Source organism: Pseudomonas asplenii, assembly GCF_001293465.1.
Classification (GTDB): domain Bacteria; phylum Pseudomonadota; class Gammaproteobacteria; order Pseudomonadales; family Pseudomonadaceae; genus Aquipseudomonas; species Aquipseudomonas fuscovaginae_B.
Window position 1 is genome coordinate 591,184 of record NZ_JSYZ01000009.1, and the last position, 15,024, is coordinate 606,207.

The 15,024-nt window shown below is 61.0% G+C and carries 12 protein-coding genes; 2 read left to right on the forward strand and 10 right to left on the reverse strand.

The genetic code is table 11. The features are described 5' to 3' along the window. Positions 1–6 precede the first annotated feature (6 nt). Positions 7–876 (forward strand): pirin family protein, encoded by an 870-nt coding sequence (locus PF66_RS14490; protein ID WP_054063067.1) that lies wholly within the window; start codon positions 7–9, stop codon positions 874–876. Positions 877–1,013: 137 nt separating this feature from the next. Here the strand turns inward: PF66_RS14490 and PF66_RS14495 are convergent, their stop codons facing one another. The 4 genes from PF66_RS14495 to PF66_RS14510 all read right to left on the reverse strand — a co-directional run bounded on the left by PF66_RS14495 (position 1,014) and on the right by PF66_RS14510 (position 4,730). Next, positions 1,014–1,742, reverse strand: a complete 729-nt coding sequence (locus PF66_RS14495; protein WP_054063068.1) for a dienelactone hydrolase family protein — start codon at positions 1,740–1,742, stop codon at positions 1,014–1,016. Between the two features lie 65 nt (positions 1,743–1,807). Then, positions 1,808–3,712 (reverse strand): molecular chaperone HtpG, encoded by a 1,905-nt coding sequence (gene htpG / locus PF66_RS14500; protein WP_054057209.1) that lies wholly within the window; start codon positions 3,710–3,712, stop codon positions 1,808–1,810. Between the two features lie 89 nt (positions 3,713–3,801). Then, complete coding sequence (locus PF66_RS14505; RefSeq protein WP_054057163.1) at positions 3,802–4,257, reverse strand: PaaI family thioesterase; 456 nt, start codon at positions 4,255–4,257, stop codon at positions 3,802–3,804. Continuing rightward, the gene (locus PF66_RS14510) at positions 4,254–4,730 is read right to left on the reverse strand and encodes a PaaI family thioesterase (RefSeq protein ID WP_054057164.1); all 477 of its coding nucleotides are present in this window, start codon (positions 4,728–4,730) and stop codon (positions 4,254–4,256) included. The genes PF66_RS14505 and PF66_RS14510 overlap by 4 nt, the downstream gene beginning before the upstream one ends. Before the next feature lie 163 nt (positions 4,731–4,893). On the opposite strand from PF66_RS14510, the gene PF66_RS14515 reads away from it, so the two are divergent. After that, a complete protein-coding gene (locus tag PF66_RS14515; protein ID WP_017902722.1) occupies positions 4,894–5,139 on the forward strand; it encodes a hypothetical protein in 246 nt (81 codons plus the stop codon). Between the two features lie 293 nt (positions 5,140–5,432). On the opposite strand, the gene brnQ is transcribed toward PF66_RS14515, so the two are convergent. The 6 genes from brnQ to PF66_RS14545 all read right to left on the reverse strand — a co-directional run bounded on the left by brnQ (position 5,433) and on the right by PF66_RS14545 (position 15,007). Continuing rightward, positions 5,433–6,746: a branched-chain amino acid transport system II carrier protein gene (gene brnQ / locus PF66_RS14520; RefSeq protein ID WP_054057165.1), complete on the reverse strand. Its 1,314-nt coding sequence runs from the start codon at positions 6,744–6,746 to the stop codon at positions 5,433–5,435. Positions 6,747–7,115: 369 nt separating this feature from the next. Beyond that, on the reverse strand, positions 7,116–8,000 hold the full coding sequence (gene sucD / locus PF66_RS14525; RefSeq protein WP_017902724.1) for a succinate--CoA ligase subunit alpha: 885 nt from the start codon (positions 7,998–8,000) through the stop codon (positions 7,116–7,118). Beyond that, positions 8,000–9,166, reverse strand: coding sequence for an ADP-forming succinate--CoA ligase subunit beta (gene sucC / locus PF66_RS14530; protein WP_010449065.1), 1,167 nt, complete (start codon positions 9,164–9,166; stop codon positions 8,000–8,002). Before sucC ends, sucD begins: the two co-directional genes overlap by 1 nt. A gap of 199 nt (positions 9,167–9,365) precedes the next feature. Next, positions 9,366–10,802, reverse strand: coding sequence for a dihydrolipoyl dehydrogenase (lpdA, locus tag PF66_RS14535; RefSeq protein WP_054063069.1), 1,437 nt, complete (start codon positions 10,800–10,802; stop codon positions 9,366–9,368). Between the two features lie 111 nt (positions 10,803–10,913). After that, entirely contained in the window at positions 10,914–12,134 is a 1,221-nt protein-coding gene (gene odhB, locus PF66_RS14540) for a 2-oxoglutarate dehydrogenase complex dihydrolipoyllysine-residue succinyltransferase (RefSeq protein ID WP_054057167.1), read from the reverse strand. 41 nt (positions 12,135–12,175) lie between these two features. After that, positions 12,176–15,007, reverse strand: coding sequence for a 2-oxoglutarate dehydrogenase E1 component (locus PF66_RS14545; protein ID WP_054057168.1), 2,832 nt, complete (start codon positions 15,005–15,007; stop codon positions 12,176–12,178). Between the last annotated feature and the right edge of the window lie 17 nt (positions 15,008–15,024).

Below are 15,024 nucleotides of genomic sequence, written 5' to 3' on the forward strand. Positions count from 1 at the left end.
ACCCCCATGAGTACACCGTTGGTGATTCGTCCCCGTGCCGAGGATGTCGAAGGTCAACCGATCCTGCGTCCCCTGCCCTCGGCCCAGTGCCGCAGTGTCGGCCCCTTCGTGTTTTTCGATCACATGCTGGAGACCCGCTACCCACCGGGCAGCGGCATGGACATCCGGCAGCACCCGCATATCGGTCTGTCGACCCTGACCTATCTGTTCGAAGGCCAGTTGCAGCACAAGGACAGCCTGGGTTCCGACCAGCGGGTCGGCCCCGGCGAAGTGAGCTGGATGACTGCCGGCAGCGCCATTGCCCATGTCGAGCGTACCCCGGCCGAGCTGACCGCCAGTGGCTCTGTGCTGCATGGCCTGCAGGTCTGGCTGGCTTCGCCCAGGGAGCATGAACAGGGAGCTGGCCACTACAGCCATCATCCGGCCGCCAGCCTGCCGACCAGCGAGAATCTGGGGGTGAAAATCCGACTGATCGCCGGCAGCGGCTTCTGCCTGACGTCGCCGGTACCGGTTTTGTCGCCCACGGTCTATGCCGAGGTAAAGATGGAGTCGGCGACCACTCTGCTGGTGCCCGATGAGCATGAGGAACGGGCGCTGTATGTGCTCGAAGGTGACGTGGAGCTCGATGGCGAATGCCTCGAGCCTCTCAGCCTGGTAGTGCTGCCCAGGGGCACAAGCCCGACGCTGGCAGCCGAGGGCGAGGTGCATCTGGTACTGATCGGTGGCGCACCGCTGGATGGGCCGAGAAGGATGAATTGGAACTTCGTCGCCAGCGACCCGGCGCTGATCGACCAGGCCCGTGCGCGCTGGGCGGCCGGCGACTGGCCGAAAGTGCCAGGGGAAATCGGGCGGATCGAGCTTCCCGTACGAGCTTAGGCCACGGGTGCTCTCAAGACCGCTATCGCCAGCAAGCCGGCTCCCACCATGGCCGCGCCAGGCAGGTGCCTTGCGGGCGCCGAAAGGCCTGTGGGACCGTCCGGCGGGCGATAGGGCCCTCAGACGCGACGCAGGCCTCAGCCGGCGAATACTTCCTCAAGCAGATTGTGCATAGCGGTGAAGGACCGGCTGGCGGTCTTCGCGTCATACATCATCTTGCCCGGCACATTGGCATGCGGATCGGTGAACGAATGCACCGCGCCGCCGTAGCTGAGCAGTTGCCAGTCGACCCCGGCGGCATTCATTTCCTCTTCGAAGGCCGGCAGTTGCTCGCGCGGCACCAGCGGATCGGACGCACCATGCAGCACCAGCACCGAGCCCCTGATGTTGTGGGCATCCGCCGGGTTGGGCGTGTCCAGCGTACCGTGGAAGGAGACGGCGGCCTTCAGCGGCGCACCGGTACGGGCCAGTTCCAGCGAGCAGCAGCCGCCGAAGCAGAAACCGAAGGTGGCCAGCTTCGAGCTGTCGACCGGCGCCAGCACCTGCCCCTGCAGCGCTTCGAACGCGGCCTGCATGCGCTTGCGCAGCTCGGCCCGATCGTTCTTCAGTGGCATCATCGCCGCACCGGCTTCATCGCCGTTCTGCGGACGTACCGACTGGCCGTAGAGGTCGGCGACCAACACCACATAACCCTTGGCCGCCACCGACTGGGCGATCTTTTCCGCGCCGGCGCTGACGCCCATCCAGTTCGGCGCCATCAGCAGGCCCGCACGCGCGCCCTTGTGGCTGGCATCGAAGGCCAGGCGACCTTCATAGGACTGGCCATCGACCTGATAGACCACGGAACTGACAGTGATTTGGCTCATTACATACTCCGTAAGGACATCCCAAAAATGAAAAACCCGCCGAAGCGGGTTTTTCTACAGCGTTATCAGACCGACAGCTCAACCAGCAGCTTGTTCAGTCGGCGCACGTAGGCCGCCGGGTCCTTCAGGCTGTCGCCGGCCGCCAGGGCCGCCTGGTCGAGCAGGATGTGCGAGAGGTCGCCAAAACGGTCTTCATCCGGCTCGGCGTCGAGCTTCTCGATCAGCGGATGGCTCGGGTTGAATTCGAAGATCGGCTTGGAATCCGGCACCTTCTGCCCGCTGGCCTCGAGGATCTGGCGCATCTGCAGACCCAGGTCCTGCTCGCCGATCGCCAGGATAGCCGGCGAATCGGTCAGGCGATGGGAAACCCGCACTTCGCTAACGGCGTCGCCCAAGGCGGTCTTGAGGCGCTCCACCAGGCCTTCCTTGCTCTTGGCAACTTCCTCGGCAGCCTTCTTGTCCTCTTCCGAGTCCAGGTTGCCCAGGTCCAGGTCGCCACGGGCGACGTCGACGAAGCTCTTGCCATCGAATTCGTTGAGGTAGCTCATCAGCCACTCGTCGATGCGGTCGGTCAGCAGCAGCACTTCGATGCCTTTCTTGCGGAAGACTTCCAGGTGCGGGCTGTTCTTGACCTGAGCGTAGGTTTCGCCGGTGAGGTAGTAGATCTTGTCCTGACCTTCCTTGGCACGCGCCAGGTACTCGGCCAGCGACACCACCTGCTCGCCGTCGTCGCCGTGAGTCGAGGCGAAACGCAGCAGGCCGGCAATTTTTTCCTTGTTGGCGAAGTCTTCGGCCGGACCTTCCTTCATGACCTGGCCGAAGTTCTTCCAGAAGCCCTTGTACTGCTCAGGCTCGTTCTTCGCCAGTTTTTCCAGCATGTCGAGAACACGCTTGGTCAGTGCCGACTTCATCGAATCGATGATCGGGTCTTTCTGCAGGATTTCCCGCGAAACGTTCAGGGACAGGTCATTGGAATCGACCACACCCTTGATGAAACGCAGGTACAGCGGCAGGAAGGATTCGGCCTGGTCCATGACGAATACGCGCTGCACGTAGAGTTTGAGGCCCTTCGGCGCTTCACGCTGGTACAGGTCGAACGGCGCACGGGCCGGCACGTAGAGCAGCGAGTTGTATTCCAGCTTGCCTTCGACCTTGTTGTGGCTCCAGCTCAGCGGGTTCTCATAGTCATGGGCGATGTGCTTGTAGAACTCCTGGTACTCCTCGTCCTTGACCTCGGTACGCGGACGGGTCCACAGGGCGCTGGCGCGGTTGACGGTTTCCCACTCCTGCGCCGGCTTCTCTTCGCCTTCGGCGGCCGCGACTTCCTTCGGCAGTTCGATCGGCAGGGCGATGTGGTCGGAGTACTTCTTGATGATGTTGCGCAGGCGCCAGCCGTCGGCGAACTCTTCCTCACCGGACTTCAGGTGCAGGACGATACGGGTACCACGGTCGGCCTTGTCGATAGTGGCGACTTCGAACTCGCCCTCGCCCTTCGACGACCAGTGCACACCTTCACTGGCCGCAAGGCCTGCACGGCGGCTGAAGACTTCGACCTGCTCGGCGACGATGAAGGCCGAGTAGAAGCCCACGCCGAACTGACCGATCAGGTGCGAGTCCTTCTTCTGGTCGCCGGAGAGGTTTTTCATGAAATCGGCAGTGCCGGATTTGGCGATGGTCCCCAGGTGGGTGATCACATCGTCACGGCTCATGCCGATACCGTTGTCTTCGAGGGTGACGGTCTTGGCGTCCTTGTCGAAGCTCACACGGATTTTCAGTTCGGCGCCACCTTCCAGCAACTCGGGCTTGGACAGGGCTTCGAAACGCAATTTGTCGACGGCGTCGGAGGCGTTGGAGATCAATTCGCGCAGGAAGATCTCCTTGTTCGAATACAACGAATGGATCATGAGGTGCAGCAGTTGCTTCACCTCGGTCTGGAAGCCCAGGGTTTCCTTTTGAGTTTCCACACTCATGGTCATCAAACTCCAATTGGATGGCAATGGCCGCCCATGCAGGCGTTGGCGGCGGGTTGTCATCAAAGTTGGGGACTGCCACGGGGATTTCAAGAGCCCGGTAACGCTTCCTCGATCTTGAAGTGAGCACGGGCGGTGGCGATCGGTTCGGCCTCGGTGCTCTGCCAGGCGGTAACGGCAACGTTCGCCACCCGCCGCCCCTGGCGGCAGACCTGGCACTTGGCATAGGTATCGCGAAACTGCCCGGCCCGCAGGTAGTCGACGGAGAAATCGATGACCTTGGGCACTCCCGGCGAGCCGGTGAACACCAGCAGATGCAACGCCGCCGCCAGCTCCATGAACCCGGCAATGACCCCGCCATGAATCGCCGGCAACAGGGGGTTGCCGATATTGTCCTTGCTGGCCGGCAGGCGGAACAGCAACTCGTCACCCAGGCGCGAGCACTCGATGCCGATCAGCCCGGCATAGGGAATCCGTTGCAGCAGTTGGCCGTAGTCACCCTGCTGATGGGCCTGCTGGAGTTGCTCCTTGAAATCCTGGCTCATGCCGAATCCCCACTGATCGAACTGCCAAAACTGCGACTGCCCTTGAGGCCCTTGCCCATGCGCATGAAGGTACCGACCACATGGGCAATGGGGTTGGCCGGATCGCCCTGATAGGCATGCCCCCGGGCAAAGATGATGTCACGGGTCACCCGATAGCATTCGGCGTAGCCATGGACATCCTGGCCGGGCTCGGCCGGGTGCATGTAGTCGATGCGCAGGTCGAGAGTCGGACAGACCTCGAACTCCGGCAGCACGCACAGTGTGGCCATGCCACAGGCGGTATCCATCAGCGAACTCAGGGCGCCGCCGTGGATCACGCCGGTCTGCGGATCACCGACGATTCCCGCGCTGTAGGGCAGGATCAGGGTCAGCCCGCGATCGTCGACGCTGTGCAGCCGCAGCCCGAGAACCTGGCAATGCCGGAGGGCACTGAGAAAGCGTGTGGCGCGCTCAAAAACGGCGGTTTGGCTCATGGACGACAATCCTCATCGGGGTACCTGCAGCGACAAACTCTGGGCATTGGAAAAAGTTCCGTGCCTCAAGCACTTATATATCTTTGGAAATAAAGGAACTTAAGCCATCGGCGGGCGTTCAAAAGGCCAGTAGTCACTATTTCCACAAAGGAGCAACACCCCCATGCGTAAGACTTTAGCTATTGCCTTGATGCTGACCGCTTCTCTGGGTCTCGCTGCCTGCGATAAGAAATCCGAGGACAAAGCTCAAGACGCAAACCAACACGCCGAGCAAGCTCAGCAAAAAATGAACGAAGCTCAGGATAAAGTGAACGAGGCCGCCAAGGAAAACGCCGAAGCTGCCAAAGCTCAGGCTGAATCGAACAAGGCTGCAGCCGAGGAAAGCGCCAAGGAAGCCACCGGCTCCTGAGTGACTGAAGTTCCTTCTTTCCACGAAAGAACTCAAGTTGCATAAGTAAGGCCCGCCTTGTGCGGGCTTTATTTTTTGCCCTGCCAATAACCTGGCCGTTTTGGAATTGCCGGGAAACAGTGGATAAATGCAGAACGAGTGAGTTGGGTGCCCGGTGGATCATTTGCCCCTGCGGATAACCGGGTAGCTGTACATATCCAATACGCCCAAACCAAAAGCCCCATGTCGTATCCGACACGGGGCTTTCATTTCATCCACAACCCGCTCATGACGGGCGGATAAAAAACCTCATATCAGGCCAGCGCCTCGCTCGGCTTGCCCAGCATCCGGTCGATGACCACAGCCACCACCAGCATGACCACCGACGGCACCAGCCAGGCCAGACCCTGCTCGCTCAACGGCAGGTGGGACAGTTGCGAAGGCAACCAATCGGCCAGACCCGCGCCCTTGAGGGCGTCTATCATGCCAAACAGCAGCGAGACCAGCATCACCGGCCCCACGATACGACCTTGCGAGTGCCAGAACTCCTTGCAGAAGCTCAACGCCACCAGCGCGATGCATGGCGGGTAGATCGCCGTCAGCACCGGAATCGAGAAGGCGATCAGCTTGGTCAGACCGAGGTTCGACACCAGCAGCGAAAACGCCGCCAGGATGATCACCAGGGCCTTGTAGGACAGCGGCAGGACCCGGCTGAAGTACTCGGCGCAGGCGCAGGTCAGGCCAACGGCGGTCACCAGGCACGCCAGAGAGATCAACACCGCGAGGAAACCGCTGCCCAGCGAGCCGAAGGTATGCTGAACGTAGGCATGCAGCACCGCCGCACCATTGGTGGCGCCAGCCGCCACTTCATGGCTGCCCGACCCCAGGCGAAACAGGCTGACATACACCAGCGCCAGCCCCACACCGGCGATCAGGCCGGCGATCACCGCATAGCGGGTGATCAGCCGTGGCGACTCGACGCCCCGCGAGCGGATCGCGTTGACGATGACGATACCGAACACCAGCGCCCCGAGCGTATCCATGGTCAGGTAGCCATTGATGAAGCCCTGGGAGAACGGCGCAGCGACGTACTCGGGCGTGGCGCTGCCGATGTCACCGGCCGGCAGGGCGAACGCGGCGATACCGAGGATTGCCAGGGCAATGATCTTCAGCGGTGCGAGGAAGCGTCCGACGGTGTCCAGCAGACGTCCCGGATACAGCGAGATGAAGAACACCAGCAGGAAGTAGGCCGAGCTGTAGAGGAACAGCGCCAGTGGGCTCTCGCCGGTCAGCGGCGCCAGGCCCACTTCGAAGGACACGGTCGCGGTACGTGGCGTGGCGAACAGCGGGCCGACCGCCAGGTAACAGACCGCTGCCAGCAGGCCGCCCGCGATCTTGCCGATCGGGCTGCTCAGGTCGTCCATGGCACCGCCGACCTTGGCCAGGGCGACTACGGTGATGACCGGCAGGCCGACCGCGGTGATCAGGAAACCCAGCGCCGCCATCCAGACATTGGGCCCGGACTGCAAACCGACGATAGGCGGAAAGATGATGTTGCCGGCGCCGACGAACAGCGCAAACGTCATAAAGCCAAGTGCCAGGATGTCCTGACCTTTCAACACTTTCATTTAAGGAAATACCACACTGCTGAATCGGAATTTAGAGAGGGATTTCCCGTCAGGTTAGGGAAATGCTGTCGACCCGTATGGGGTTGACCCGTTTAGCGCGCAGCTACCCTTTTGGGGCGCAAACGCAAAATGGCTGCCAGAGTACCGAATTCGCACAAAAAACGCACTGTTTGAGGGCGATTTGTCCGATAAGCGACACTTCGCTGTCGCGATTTCATATGAAACCGCAAGAACTCCCCCCTCTCCACCGCCCTGCAGGAGCGGGCTTGTCCGCGAATGGCCCTCAAGCCATGCCTGCAAGCTGGAGGACAGAAAGCACAAAGGCCACCCGAAGGTGGCCTTTGCCTGAAGCGGGAAGTCAGCCGAAGCTTACTTCTTCACTTCCCAACCGGTCAGCTCGGCCAGGGCCTTGCCGATGTCGGCCAGCGAACGCACGGTTTTCACGCCTGCGTCTTGCAGAGCAGCGAATTTCTCGTCTGCAGTGCCTTTGCCGCCGGAGATGATTGCACCCGCATGGCCCATGCGCTTGCCCGGAGGAGCAGTCACACCAGCGATGTAGGAAACGACCGGCTTGGTCACGTTGGCCTTGATGTAGGCAGCCGCTTCTTCTTCAGCCGAACCGCCGATCTCGCCGATCATCACGATCGCCTCGGTCTTCGGGTCTTCCTGGAACAGTTTCAGGATGTCGATGAAGTTCGAACCAGGGATCGGGTCACCACCGATACCGACGCAGGTCGACTGGCCGAAACCGGCGTCGGTGGTCTGCTTCACGGCTTCATAGGTCAGGGTACCGGAACGGGAAACGATACCGACCTTGCCTGGCAAGTGGATGTGACCTGGCATGATGCCGATCTTGCACTCGCCCGGAGTGATGACGCCTGGGCAGTTAGGGCCGATCAGGGTAACACCCAGCTCGTCGCACTTGACCTTGGCATCCAGCATGTCCAGGGTAGGAATGCCTTCGGTGATGCAGACGATCAGCTTGATGCCGCCGAAGGCAGCTTCCAGGATCGAGTCCTTGCAGAAAGGTGCTGGAACGTAGATCACGCTGGCGGTGGCGCCAGTGGCAGCTACAGCGTCTTTCACGGTGTTGAACACTGGCAGGCCCAGGTGCTCGGTGCCGCCTTTGCCCGGAGTTACGCCACCGACCATCTGGGTGCCGTATTCGATGGCTTGCTGGGTGTGGAAGCTACCCTGCGAACCGGTGATACCCTGGCAGATAACCTTGGTGTCTTTGTTGATCAGGACGCTCATTATTTGCCCTCCGCAGCTTTGACAACTTGTTGAGCAGCGTCGGTCAGGCTGGTAGCAGCGATGATGTTCAGACCGCTTTCTGCCAGTACTTTGGCGCCCAGTTCAGCGTTGTTGCCTTCAAGGCGCACAACAACCGGGATTTTCACGCCGACTTCTTTCACGGCGCCGATGATGCCTTCGGCGATCATGTCGCAGCGAACGATGCCGCCGAAGATGTTGACCAGTACTGCAGCGACGTTGGTGTCGGACAGGATGATCTTGAACGCTTCGGTTACGCGCTCCTTGGTAGCACCACCGCCCACGTCGAGGAAGTTGGCTGGCTTGCCGCCGTGCAGGTTGACGATGTCCATGGTACCCATGGCCAGGCCGGCACCGTTGACCATGCAGCCGATGTTGCCTTCCAGCGCGACGTAGTTCAGTTCGAACTTGCCAGCGTGGGCTTCGCGCGGATCGTCCTGGGACGGATCGTGGAAGGTCTTCAGCTTAGGCTGACGGTACATGGCGTTGGCGTCGATGTTGATCTTGGCATCGAGGCAGTGCAGGTCGCCGTCGGCCTTGATCACCAGCGGGTTGACCTCCAGCAGGGCCAGGTCGTGGTCCTGGAACAGTTTGGCCAGACCAACGAAGATCTTGGCGAACTGAGCAACCTGCTTGCCTTCCAGACCCAGCTGGAATGCCAGCTCGCGACCCTGGAATGGCTGGGCGCCAACCAGTGGATCGATAGTGGCCTTGAGGATTTTCTCAGGGGTGTCGTGAGCGATTTTCTCGATGTCCACGCCACCTTCGGTGGAAGCCATGAACACGATGCGACGGCTCGAACGGTCAACGACAGCGCCCAGGTACAGCTCTTTAGCGATATCAGTGCACGATTCAACCAGGATCTTGGTGACCGGCTGACCATTGGCGTCAGTCTGATAGGTCACCAGACGCTTGCCCAGCCACTGCTGTGCGAAGGCTTTGGCGTCTTCTTTGCTGCGAACCAGCTTGACGCCGCCCGCTTTACCGCGACCACCGGCGTGGACCTGGGCTTTGACTACCCACTCGGAACCACCGATCTTGTCGCAAGCTTCTGCTGCTTCTTCCGGGGTGTCTACCGCGTAGCCTTTGGATACTGGCAGGCCGTATTCAGCGAACAGCTGCTTACCCTGATACTCGTGAAGATTCATGCTTTTTACCGTCTTCGTTTAGGTACTGCGCATTCGGTGCTGCTCTGGTGACCAGGGCCGCACCACCTGTGACTGCTGCTTGCATCGTCTTCCGGTTGCCCGGTGCAACGACGCAAGACTGCGTCCAGCGGATGTTCCGCGGTGAGTCTTGCGCACAAGGCTCGCGACGGGCGATCCGCCGTGGTTTCTTATTATGTCCTTAGCGTTTTTTCTTGTTGGCGATGTGGATGGCACCGCCATTCACTGCCAACGCCGCTTCGTGCAACGCTTCGGACAGGGTCGGATGGGAGAAGACCATCATGCCCAGATCTTCGGCGCTGGTACCGAATTCCATACCGATCGCACCTTGCTGAACCAGCTCGGCGGCGCTTGGGCCGATCACGTGGACGCCCAGTACGCGGTCGGTCTTGGCATCGGCGATGACCTTGACGAAACCGCCGGTATCGTTGGCTGCCATGGCACGGCCACTGGCGGCGAACGGGAAGGTGCCGACGTTAACTTCAACGCCTTCAGCTTTCAAGGCCTGTTCGGTTTTACCGACCCATGCGATTTCCGGGTGGGTGTAGATGACCGACGGGATCAGGTCGTAGTTCATCTGGGCCTTGTGGCCCTTGATGCGCTCAACCACCATGATGCCCTCTTCCGAAGCCTTGTGCGCCAGCATCATGCCGCGAACCACGTCACCGATGGCGTAGACGCCCGGTACGCTGGTAGCGCAATGGTCATCTACGAAGATGAAACCGCGCTCGTCGATGGTCACGCCGCTGTCGGCCGCCAGCAGGTCGGTGGTCACCGGACGACGACCAACGGCCACGATCAGCTTGTCGAAAACGATCTTCTGTTCGCCGTTGGCGTCGGTGTAGGTCACTTCGACTTCTTCGCCGTTGACCTTCGAACCGGTGACGCGAGCGCCCAGCTTGATGTCCAGACCCTGTTTGGTCAGGGTTTTCAGGGCTTCCTTGGAAACGGCGGTGTCAGCAGCCACCAGGAAGGTGTCCAGGGCTTCCAGAACGGTCACCTGGGCACCCAGGCGGGCCCACACGGAACCCAGTTCCAGACCGATCACGCCAGCACCGATCACGCCCAGACGCTTTGGCACGGCCTGGAATTCCAGGGCGCCGGTCGAATCGACGATCACCTTCTGGTCAACCGGAGCAGGCGGGATGTCGATCGGACGCGAGCCTGGAGCCAGGATCACGTTCTCGGCTTCCAGCACCTGGACGACGCCATCGGGACCGGTCACTTCGACTTTCTTGCCAGCCAGCAGCTTGCCGTGGCCCTGGATCGAAGTCACGCCATTGGCCTTGAACAGGGTGGCAACACCGCTGGTCAGGTTCTTGACGATGTTGGCCTTGCGACCGACCATCGCAGGGACGTCGATTTTCACGTCACTGGTGGTGATGCCATGGACGCCGAAGTAGTCCTTGGCTTCGTGGTACTTCCAGGAGCTGTCCAGCAGCGCCTTGGAAGGAATGCAGCCAACGTTCAGGCAAGTACCGCCGAGGGCCAGCTTGCCCTCTTTGTCCTGGTACTTCTCGATGCAGGCAGTCTTGAGGCCAAGTTGCGCAGCCTTGATCGCAGCCACGTAGCCGCCAGGACCCGCACCGATCACTACCACGTCGAATTTCTGAGTCATGTGTCATTCCTTATCGAATCAAACCGGACGGTTCCTTTTGGGAACCGTCGTGGGATGGAGCTGATATTCGCACGCGGGCGGGGCCGATACCTGCGCCCGCGTCGGCTGAAATCAGATATCCAGCAGCAGGCGAGCCGGGTCTTCCAGCAGGTTCTTGATGGTGACCAGGAAGGACACGGCTTCCTTGCCATCGATCAGGCGGTGATCGTAGGACAGTGCCAGGTACATCATCGGCAGGATGACGACCTCACCCTTGACCGCCATCGGGCGCTCATTGATGTTGTGCATGCCCAGGATGGCCGCTTGTGGCGGGTTGACGATCGGCGTCGACAGCAGGGAACCGAATGTACCACCGTTGGTGATGGTGAAGGTACCGCCGGTCATTTCGTCGATGGACAGCTTGCCGTCACGTGCCTTCTTGCCGAAGGTGGCGATGCCATTCTCGATTTCGGCCAGGCTCATCAGCTCGGCGTTACGCAGTACCGGTACCACCAGGCCACGGTCGCTGGACACCGCCACACCGATATCGGAGTAGCCGTGGTAGACGATGTCGCCACCGTCGATCGAGGCGTTGACCGCCGGGAAGCGTTTCAGCGCTTCGGTAGCAGCCTTGACGAAGAACGACATGAAGCCCAGGCGCACGCCGTTGTGGGTCTTCTCGAACAGTTCCTTGTACTTCGAACGCAGGTCCATGATTGGCTTCATGTTCACTTCGTTGAAGGTGGTCAGCATCGCCATGTTCGACTGTGCTTCGACCAGGCGCTTGGCCACGGTGGCACGTACGCGAGTCATCGGTACGCGCTTCTCGGTACGATCGCCGGCGGCGAATACAGGCGCGGTGGCAGCCGGAGCGGCAGCCTTGGCTGGAGCGGCGGCAGGAGCGGCCTTCTTCGCGGCGACAGCAGCCACCACGTCTTCCTTGGTCACGCGACCACCCTTGCCGGTACCGGCAACGGAAGCGATGTTGATGCCGTTCTCTTCAGCCAGCTTGCGGGCAGCCGGTGCAGCGATCGGGTCGTCTTCGCCGTCAGCGGCGGCAGGCGCAGCGGCCTGGGCAGCGGCTGGAGCGGCAGCAGCAGGAGCGGCGGCTACACCACCTTCCTCGATGGTACCCAGTACCTGCGCGGACAGCACGGTGTCGCCTTCGTTGGCGATGATGCTGCCCAGAACGCCGTCGGCCTCAGCCAGGACTTCCAGTACGACCTTGTCGGTTTCGATGTCGACGATCAGGTCGTCGCGCTTGACCGCTTCGCCCGGCTTCTTGTGCCAGGTGGCAACGGTGCCATCGGCAACCGATTCCGGAAATTGGGGGGCTTTGATCTCGATAGCCATTATCTGTGGTTCCTTAAATTCGGTTTCAGGTGCGCGAGGCGTTAAACAGTAAAGGCATCTTGCAGCAGTTTTTCCTGCTGCTCGGCGTGCATCGATGCATAACCACATGCCGGTGCAGCAGACGCGTCACGGCCGGCGTACTCGAGTACGAGCGCCTTGTTGTGTGCGCTGAGAATACGGCGGAAGTGGTGCTGGCTGCTGTACCAGGCGCCCTGGTTCATCGGCTCTTCCTGGCACCAGACCGCATGCTTGAGGTTGGTGTACGGCGCCAGGATTTCGGCCAGATCGTCCTCGGGGAACGGATACAGCTGCTCGATACGCACGATGGCGATATCGTCACGCTCTTCGGCACGGCGTTTCTCCAGCAGGTCGTAGTAGACCTTGCCGCTGCAAAGCACGATGCGCTCGACCTTTTTCGGGTCCAGGGCGTCGACTTCCGGGATAACGGTCTGGAACGAACCTTCCGCCAGATCTTCCAGCGTGGAGATGGCCAGTTTGTGACGCAGCAGCGACTTCGGCGTCAGCACGATCAGCGGCTTGCGCAGCGGACGGATGACCTGACGACGCAGCAGGTGGTAGATCTGGGCCGGGGTGGTCGGCACGCAAACCTGGACGTTGTGCTCGGCACACAGTTGCAGGTAGCGTTCCAGACGGGCCGAGGAGTGCTCCGGACCCTGGCCTTCATAACCGTGCGGCAGCAGCATGGTCAGGCCGCACAGACGGCCCCACTTGTGCTCGCCACTGGTGATGAACTGGTCGATAACCACCTGGGCGCCGTTGGCGAAGTCGCCGAACTGGGCTTCCCAGATCACCAGCGCGTTCGGCGTGGTGGTCGAGTAGCCGTATTCGAAGGCCAGTACCGCCTCTTCCGACAGGAACGAGTCGTACAGGTCGAAACGCGGCTGGTTGTCGTACAGCTTCTGCAGAGGGATGTAGGTAGTCGCATCCTTCTGGTTGTGCAGTACGGCATGACGGTGCGAGAACGTGCCACGGCCGATGTCCTGGCCGGTCATGCGGATCGGGTGACCTTCGAACAGCAGGGTCGCGTACGCCATGGTTTCGGCGTAGCCCCAGTTGATCGGCAGGCCGCCGGCTTGCATCTTCTGGCGGTCTTCGTAGATTTTCGCGACCTGGCGCTGAACCACGAAACCTTCAGGCGTTTCCAGCAGCTTGGCGGACAGTTCCTGCAGGGTCTTGAGGTCGAAGCGGGTGTCGTGACGCGCGGTCCAGGCATGGCCCAGGTATGGACGCCAGTCGACGAACAGCTCCTTGTTCGGCTCCTTGACCAGGCTCTTGACCACGTGCAGGCCGTTGTCCAGCGCGTTGCGGTACTCGTCGACCTTGGCCTGGACGCGTGCGTCGTCCAGCACCTTGGCCTGGACCAGGCGCTCGGCGTACAGCTCGCGGGTGGTGCGCTGCTTGGTGATCTGCTGGTACATCAGCGGCTGGGTGCCACTTGGCTCGTCGGCCTCGTTGTGGCCGCGACGGCGGTAGCAGACCAGGTCGATCACCACATCGCGCTTGTACTGCATGCGGTAGTCGACAGCCAGCTGGGTCACAAACAGCACGGCTTCCGGATCGTCACCATTCACATGGAGGATCGGCGCCTGGATCATCTTCGCGACGTCGGTGGCGTACTCGGTGGAACGCGAGTCCAGCGGGTTGCTGATGGTGAAACCGACCTGGTTGTTGATCACGATATGGATCGTGCCGCCCGTCTTGAAGCCACGGGTCTGCGACATCTGGAAGGTTTCCATGACCACGCCCTGACCGGCGAACGCCGCGTCACCGTGGATGGAAATCGGCAGTACCTTGTCACCGCTGGCGTCGTTGCGACGGTCCTGGCGGGCGCGAACCGACCCTTCGACCACCGGGGAAACGATTTCCAGGTGGGACGGGTTGAACGCCATGGCCAAGTGGACTTCGCCGCCGGTGGTCATCACGTTGGAGGAGAAGCCCTGGTGGTACTTCACGTCACCGGAGCCCAGCTCGACCTTCTTCTTGCCTTCGAACTCGTCGAACAGCTCGCGCGGGTTCTTGCCGAAGGTGTTGACCAGTACGTTCAGACGGCCACGGTGGGCCATGCCGATGACGATTTCCTTGGCGCCGTAGGAACCGGAACGCTGGATCATCTCGTCCAGCATCGGGATCAGGCTTTCGCCACCTTCCAGACCGAAACGCTTGGTGCCCGGGTATTTGGTGCCCAGGTATTTCTCCAGACCCTCAGCCGCGGTGACGCGCTCGAGCAGGTGGCTCTTGACGTCGGGGGAGATGGTCGGACGGCCACGAACGCTTTCCAGACGCTGCTGGAACCACTGGCGCTGCTCGGAGTCGACGATGTGCGTGAACTCGGCGCCTATGGTGCGGCAATATGTCTGCTGCAAAGCTTCGTGAATTTCGCGTAGGCTCGCTTCCTCTTTGCCGATGAACAGGTCGCCGGCACGGAAGGTCGTATCAAGATCGGCATTGGTCAAGCCGTAATGATTGATCGACAGGTCAGCAGGTGCAGGACGCTGCCAGAGTCCCAGCGGATCGAGCTGGGACGCCTGGTGGCCACGCATCCGGAATGCCTGGATCAATCGCAGCACTTCAACCTGCTTCTTCTCGTGCTCACTGCTCACGCTGCCGGCGGAAACCGGTTGAGCGCGGCGCTGGTTCTTCGCCAGCAGCACGAAATGATCGCGGATCGTCGAGTGCGATACATCAGTGGCAGAGTTGCCGTCGGAAGGCAACGTCTGAAATTTGGTGCGCCATTCTTCTGGCACAGCGTTAGGGTCGTGCAGGTAGAGCTCATAAAGCTCTTCCACATAGGCTGCGTTACCACCTGAAAGATAGCCGCTTTCCCACATGCGCTGCATCACGCTTTCTTGCATGCTTGGTCACCCTCGGT

Coding starts and splice junctions, on each gene's coding strand:
- PF66_RS14490 (WP_054063067.1), top strand. CDS start 7: ATGAGTACACCGTTGGTGATTCGTCCCCGTGCCGAGGATGTCGAAGGT.
- PF66_RS14495 (WP_054063068.1), bottom strand. CDS start 1,742: ATGAGCCAAATCACTGTCAGTTCCGTGGTCTATCAGGTCGATGGCCAG.
- htpG (WP_054057209.1), bottom strand. CDS start 3,712: ATGAGTGTGGAAACTCAAAAGGAAACCCTGGGCTTCCAGACCGAGGTG.
- PF66_RS14505 (WP_054057163.1), bottom strand. CDS start 4,257: ATGAGCCAGGATTTCAAGGAGCAACTCCAGCAGGCCCATCAGCAGGGT.
- PF66_RS14510 (WP_054057164.1), bottom strand. CDS start 4,730: ATGAGCCAAACCGCCGTTTTTGAGCGCGCCACACGCTTTCTCAGTGCC.
- PF66_RS14515 (WP_017902722.1), top strand. CDS start 4,894: ATGCGTAAGACTTTAGCTATTGCCTTGATGCTGACCGCTTCTCTGGGT.
- brnQ (WP_054057165.1), bottom strand. CDS start 6,746: ATGAAAGTGTTGAAAGGTCAGGACATCCTGGCACTTGGCTTTATGACG.
- sucD (WP_017902724.1), bottom strand. CDS start 8,000: ATGAGCGTCCTGATCAACAAAGACACCAAGGTTATCTGCCAGGGTATC.
- sucC (WP_010449065.1), bottom strand. CDS start 9,166: ATGAATCTTCACGAGTATCAGGGTAAGCAGCTGTTCGCTGAATACGGC.
- lpdA (WP_054063069.1), bottom strand. CDS start 10,802: ATGACTCAGAAATTCGACGTGGTAGTGATCGGTGCGGGTCCTGGCGGC.
- odhB (WP_054057167.1), bottom strand. CDS start 12,134: ATGGCTATCGAGATCAAAGCCCCCCAATTTCCGGAATCGGTTGCCGAT.
- PF66_RS14545 (WP_054057168.1), bottom strand. CDS start 15,007: ATGCAAGAAAGCGTGATGCAGCGCATGTGGGAAAGCGGCTATCTTTCA.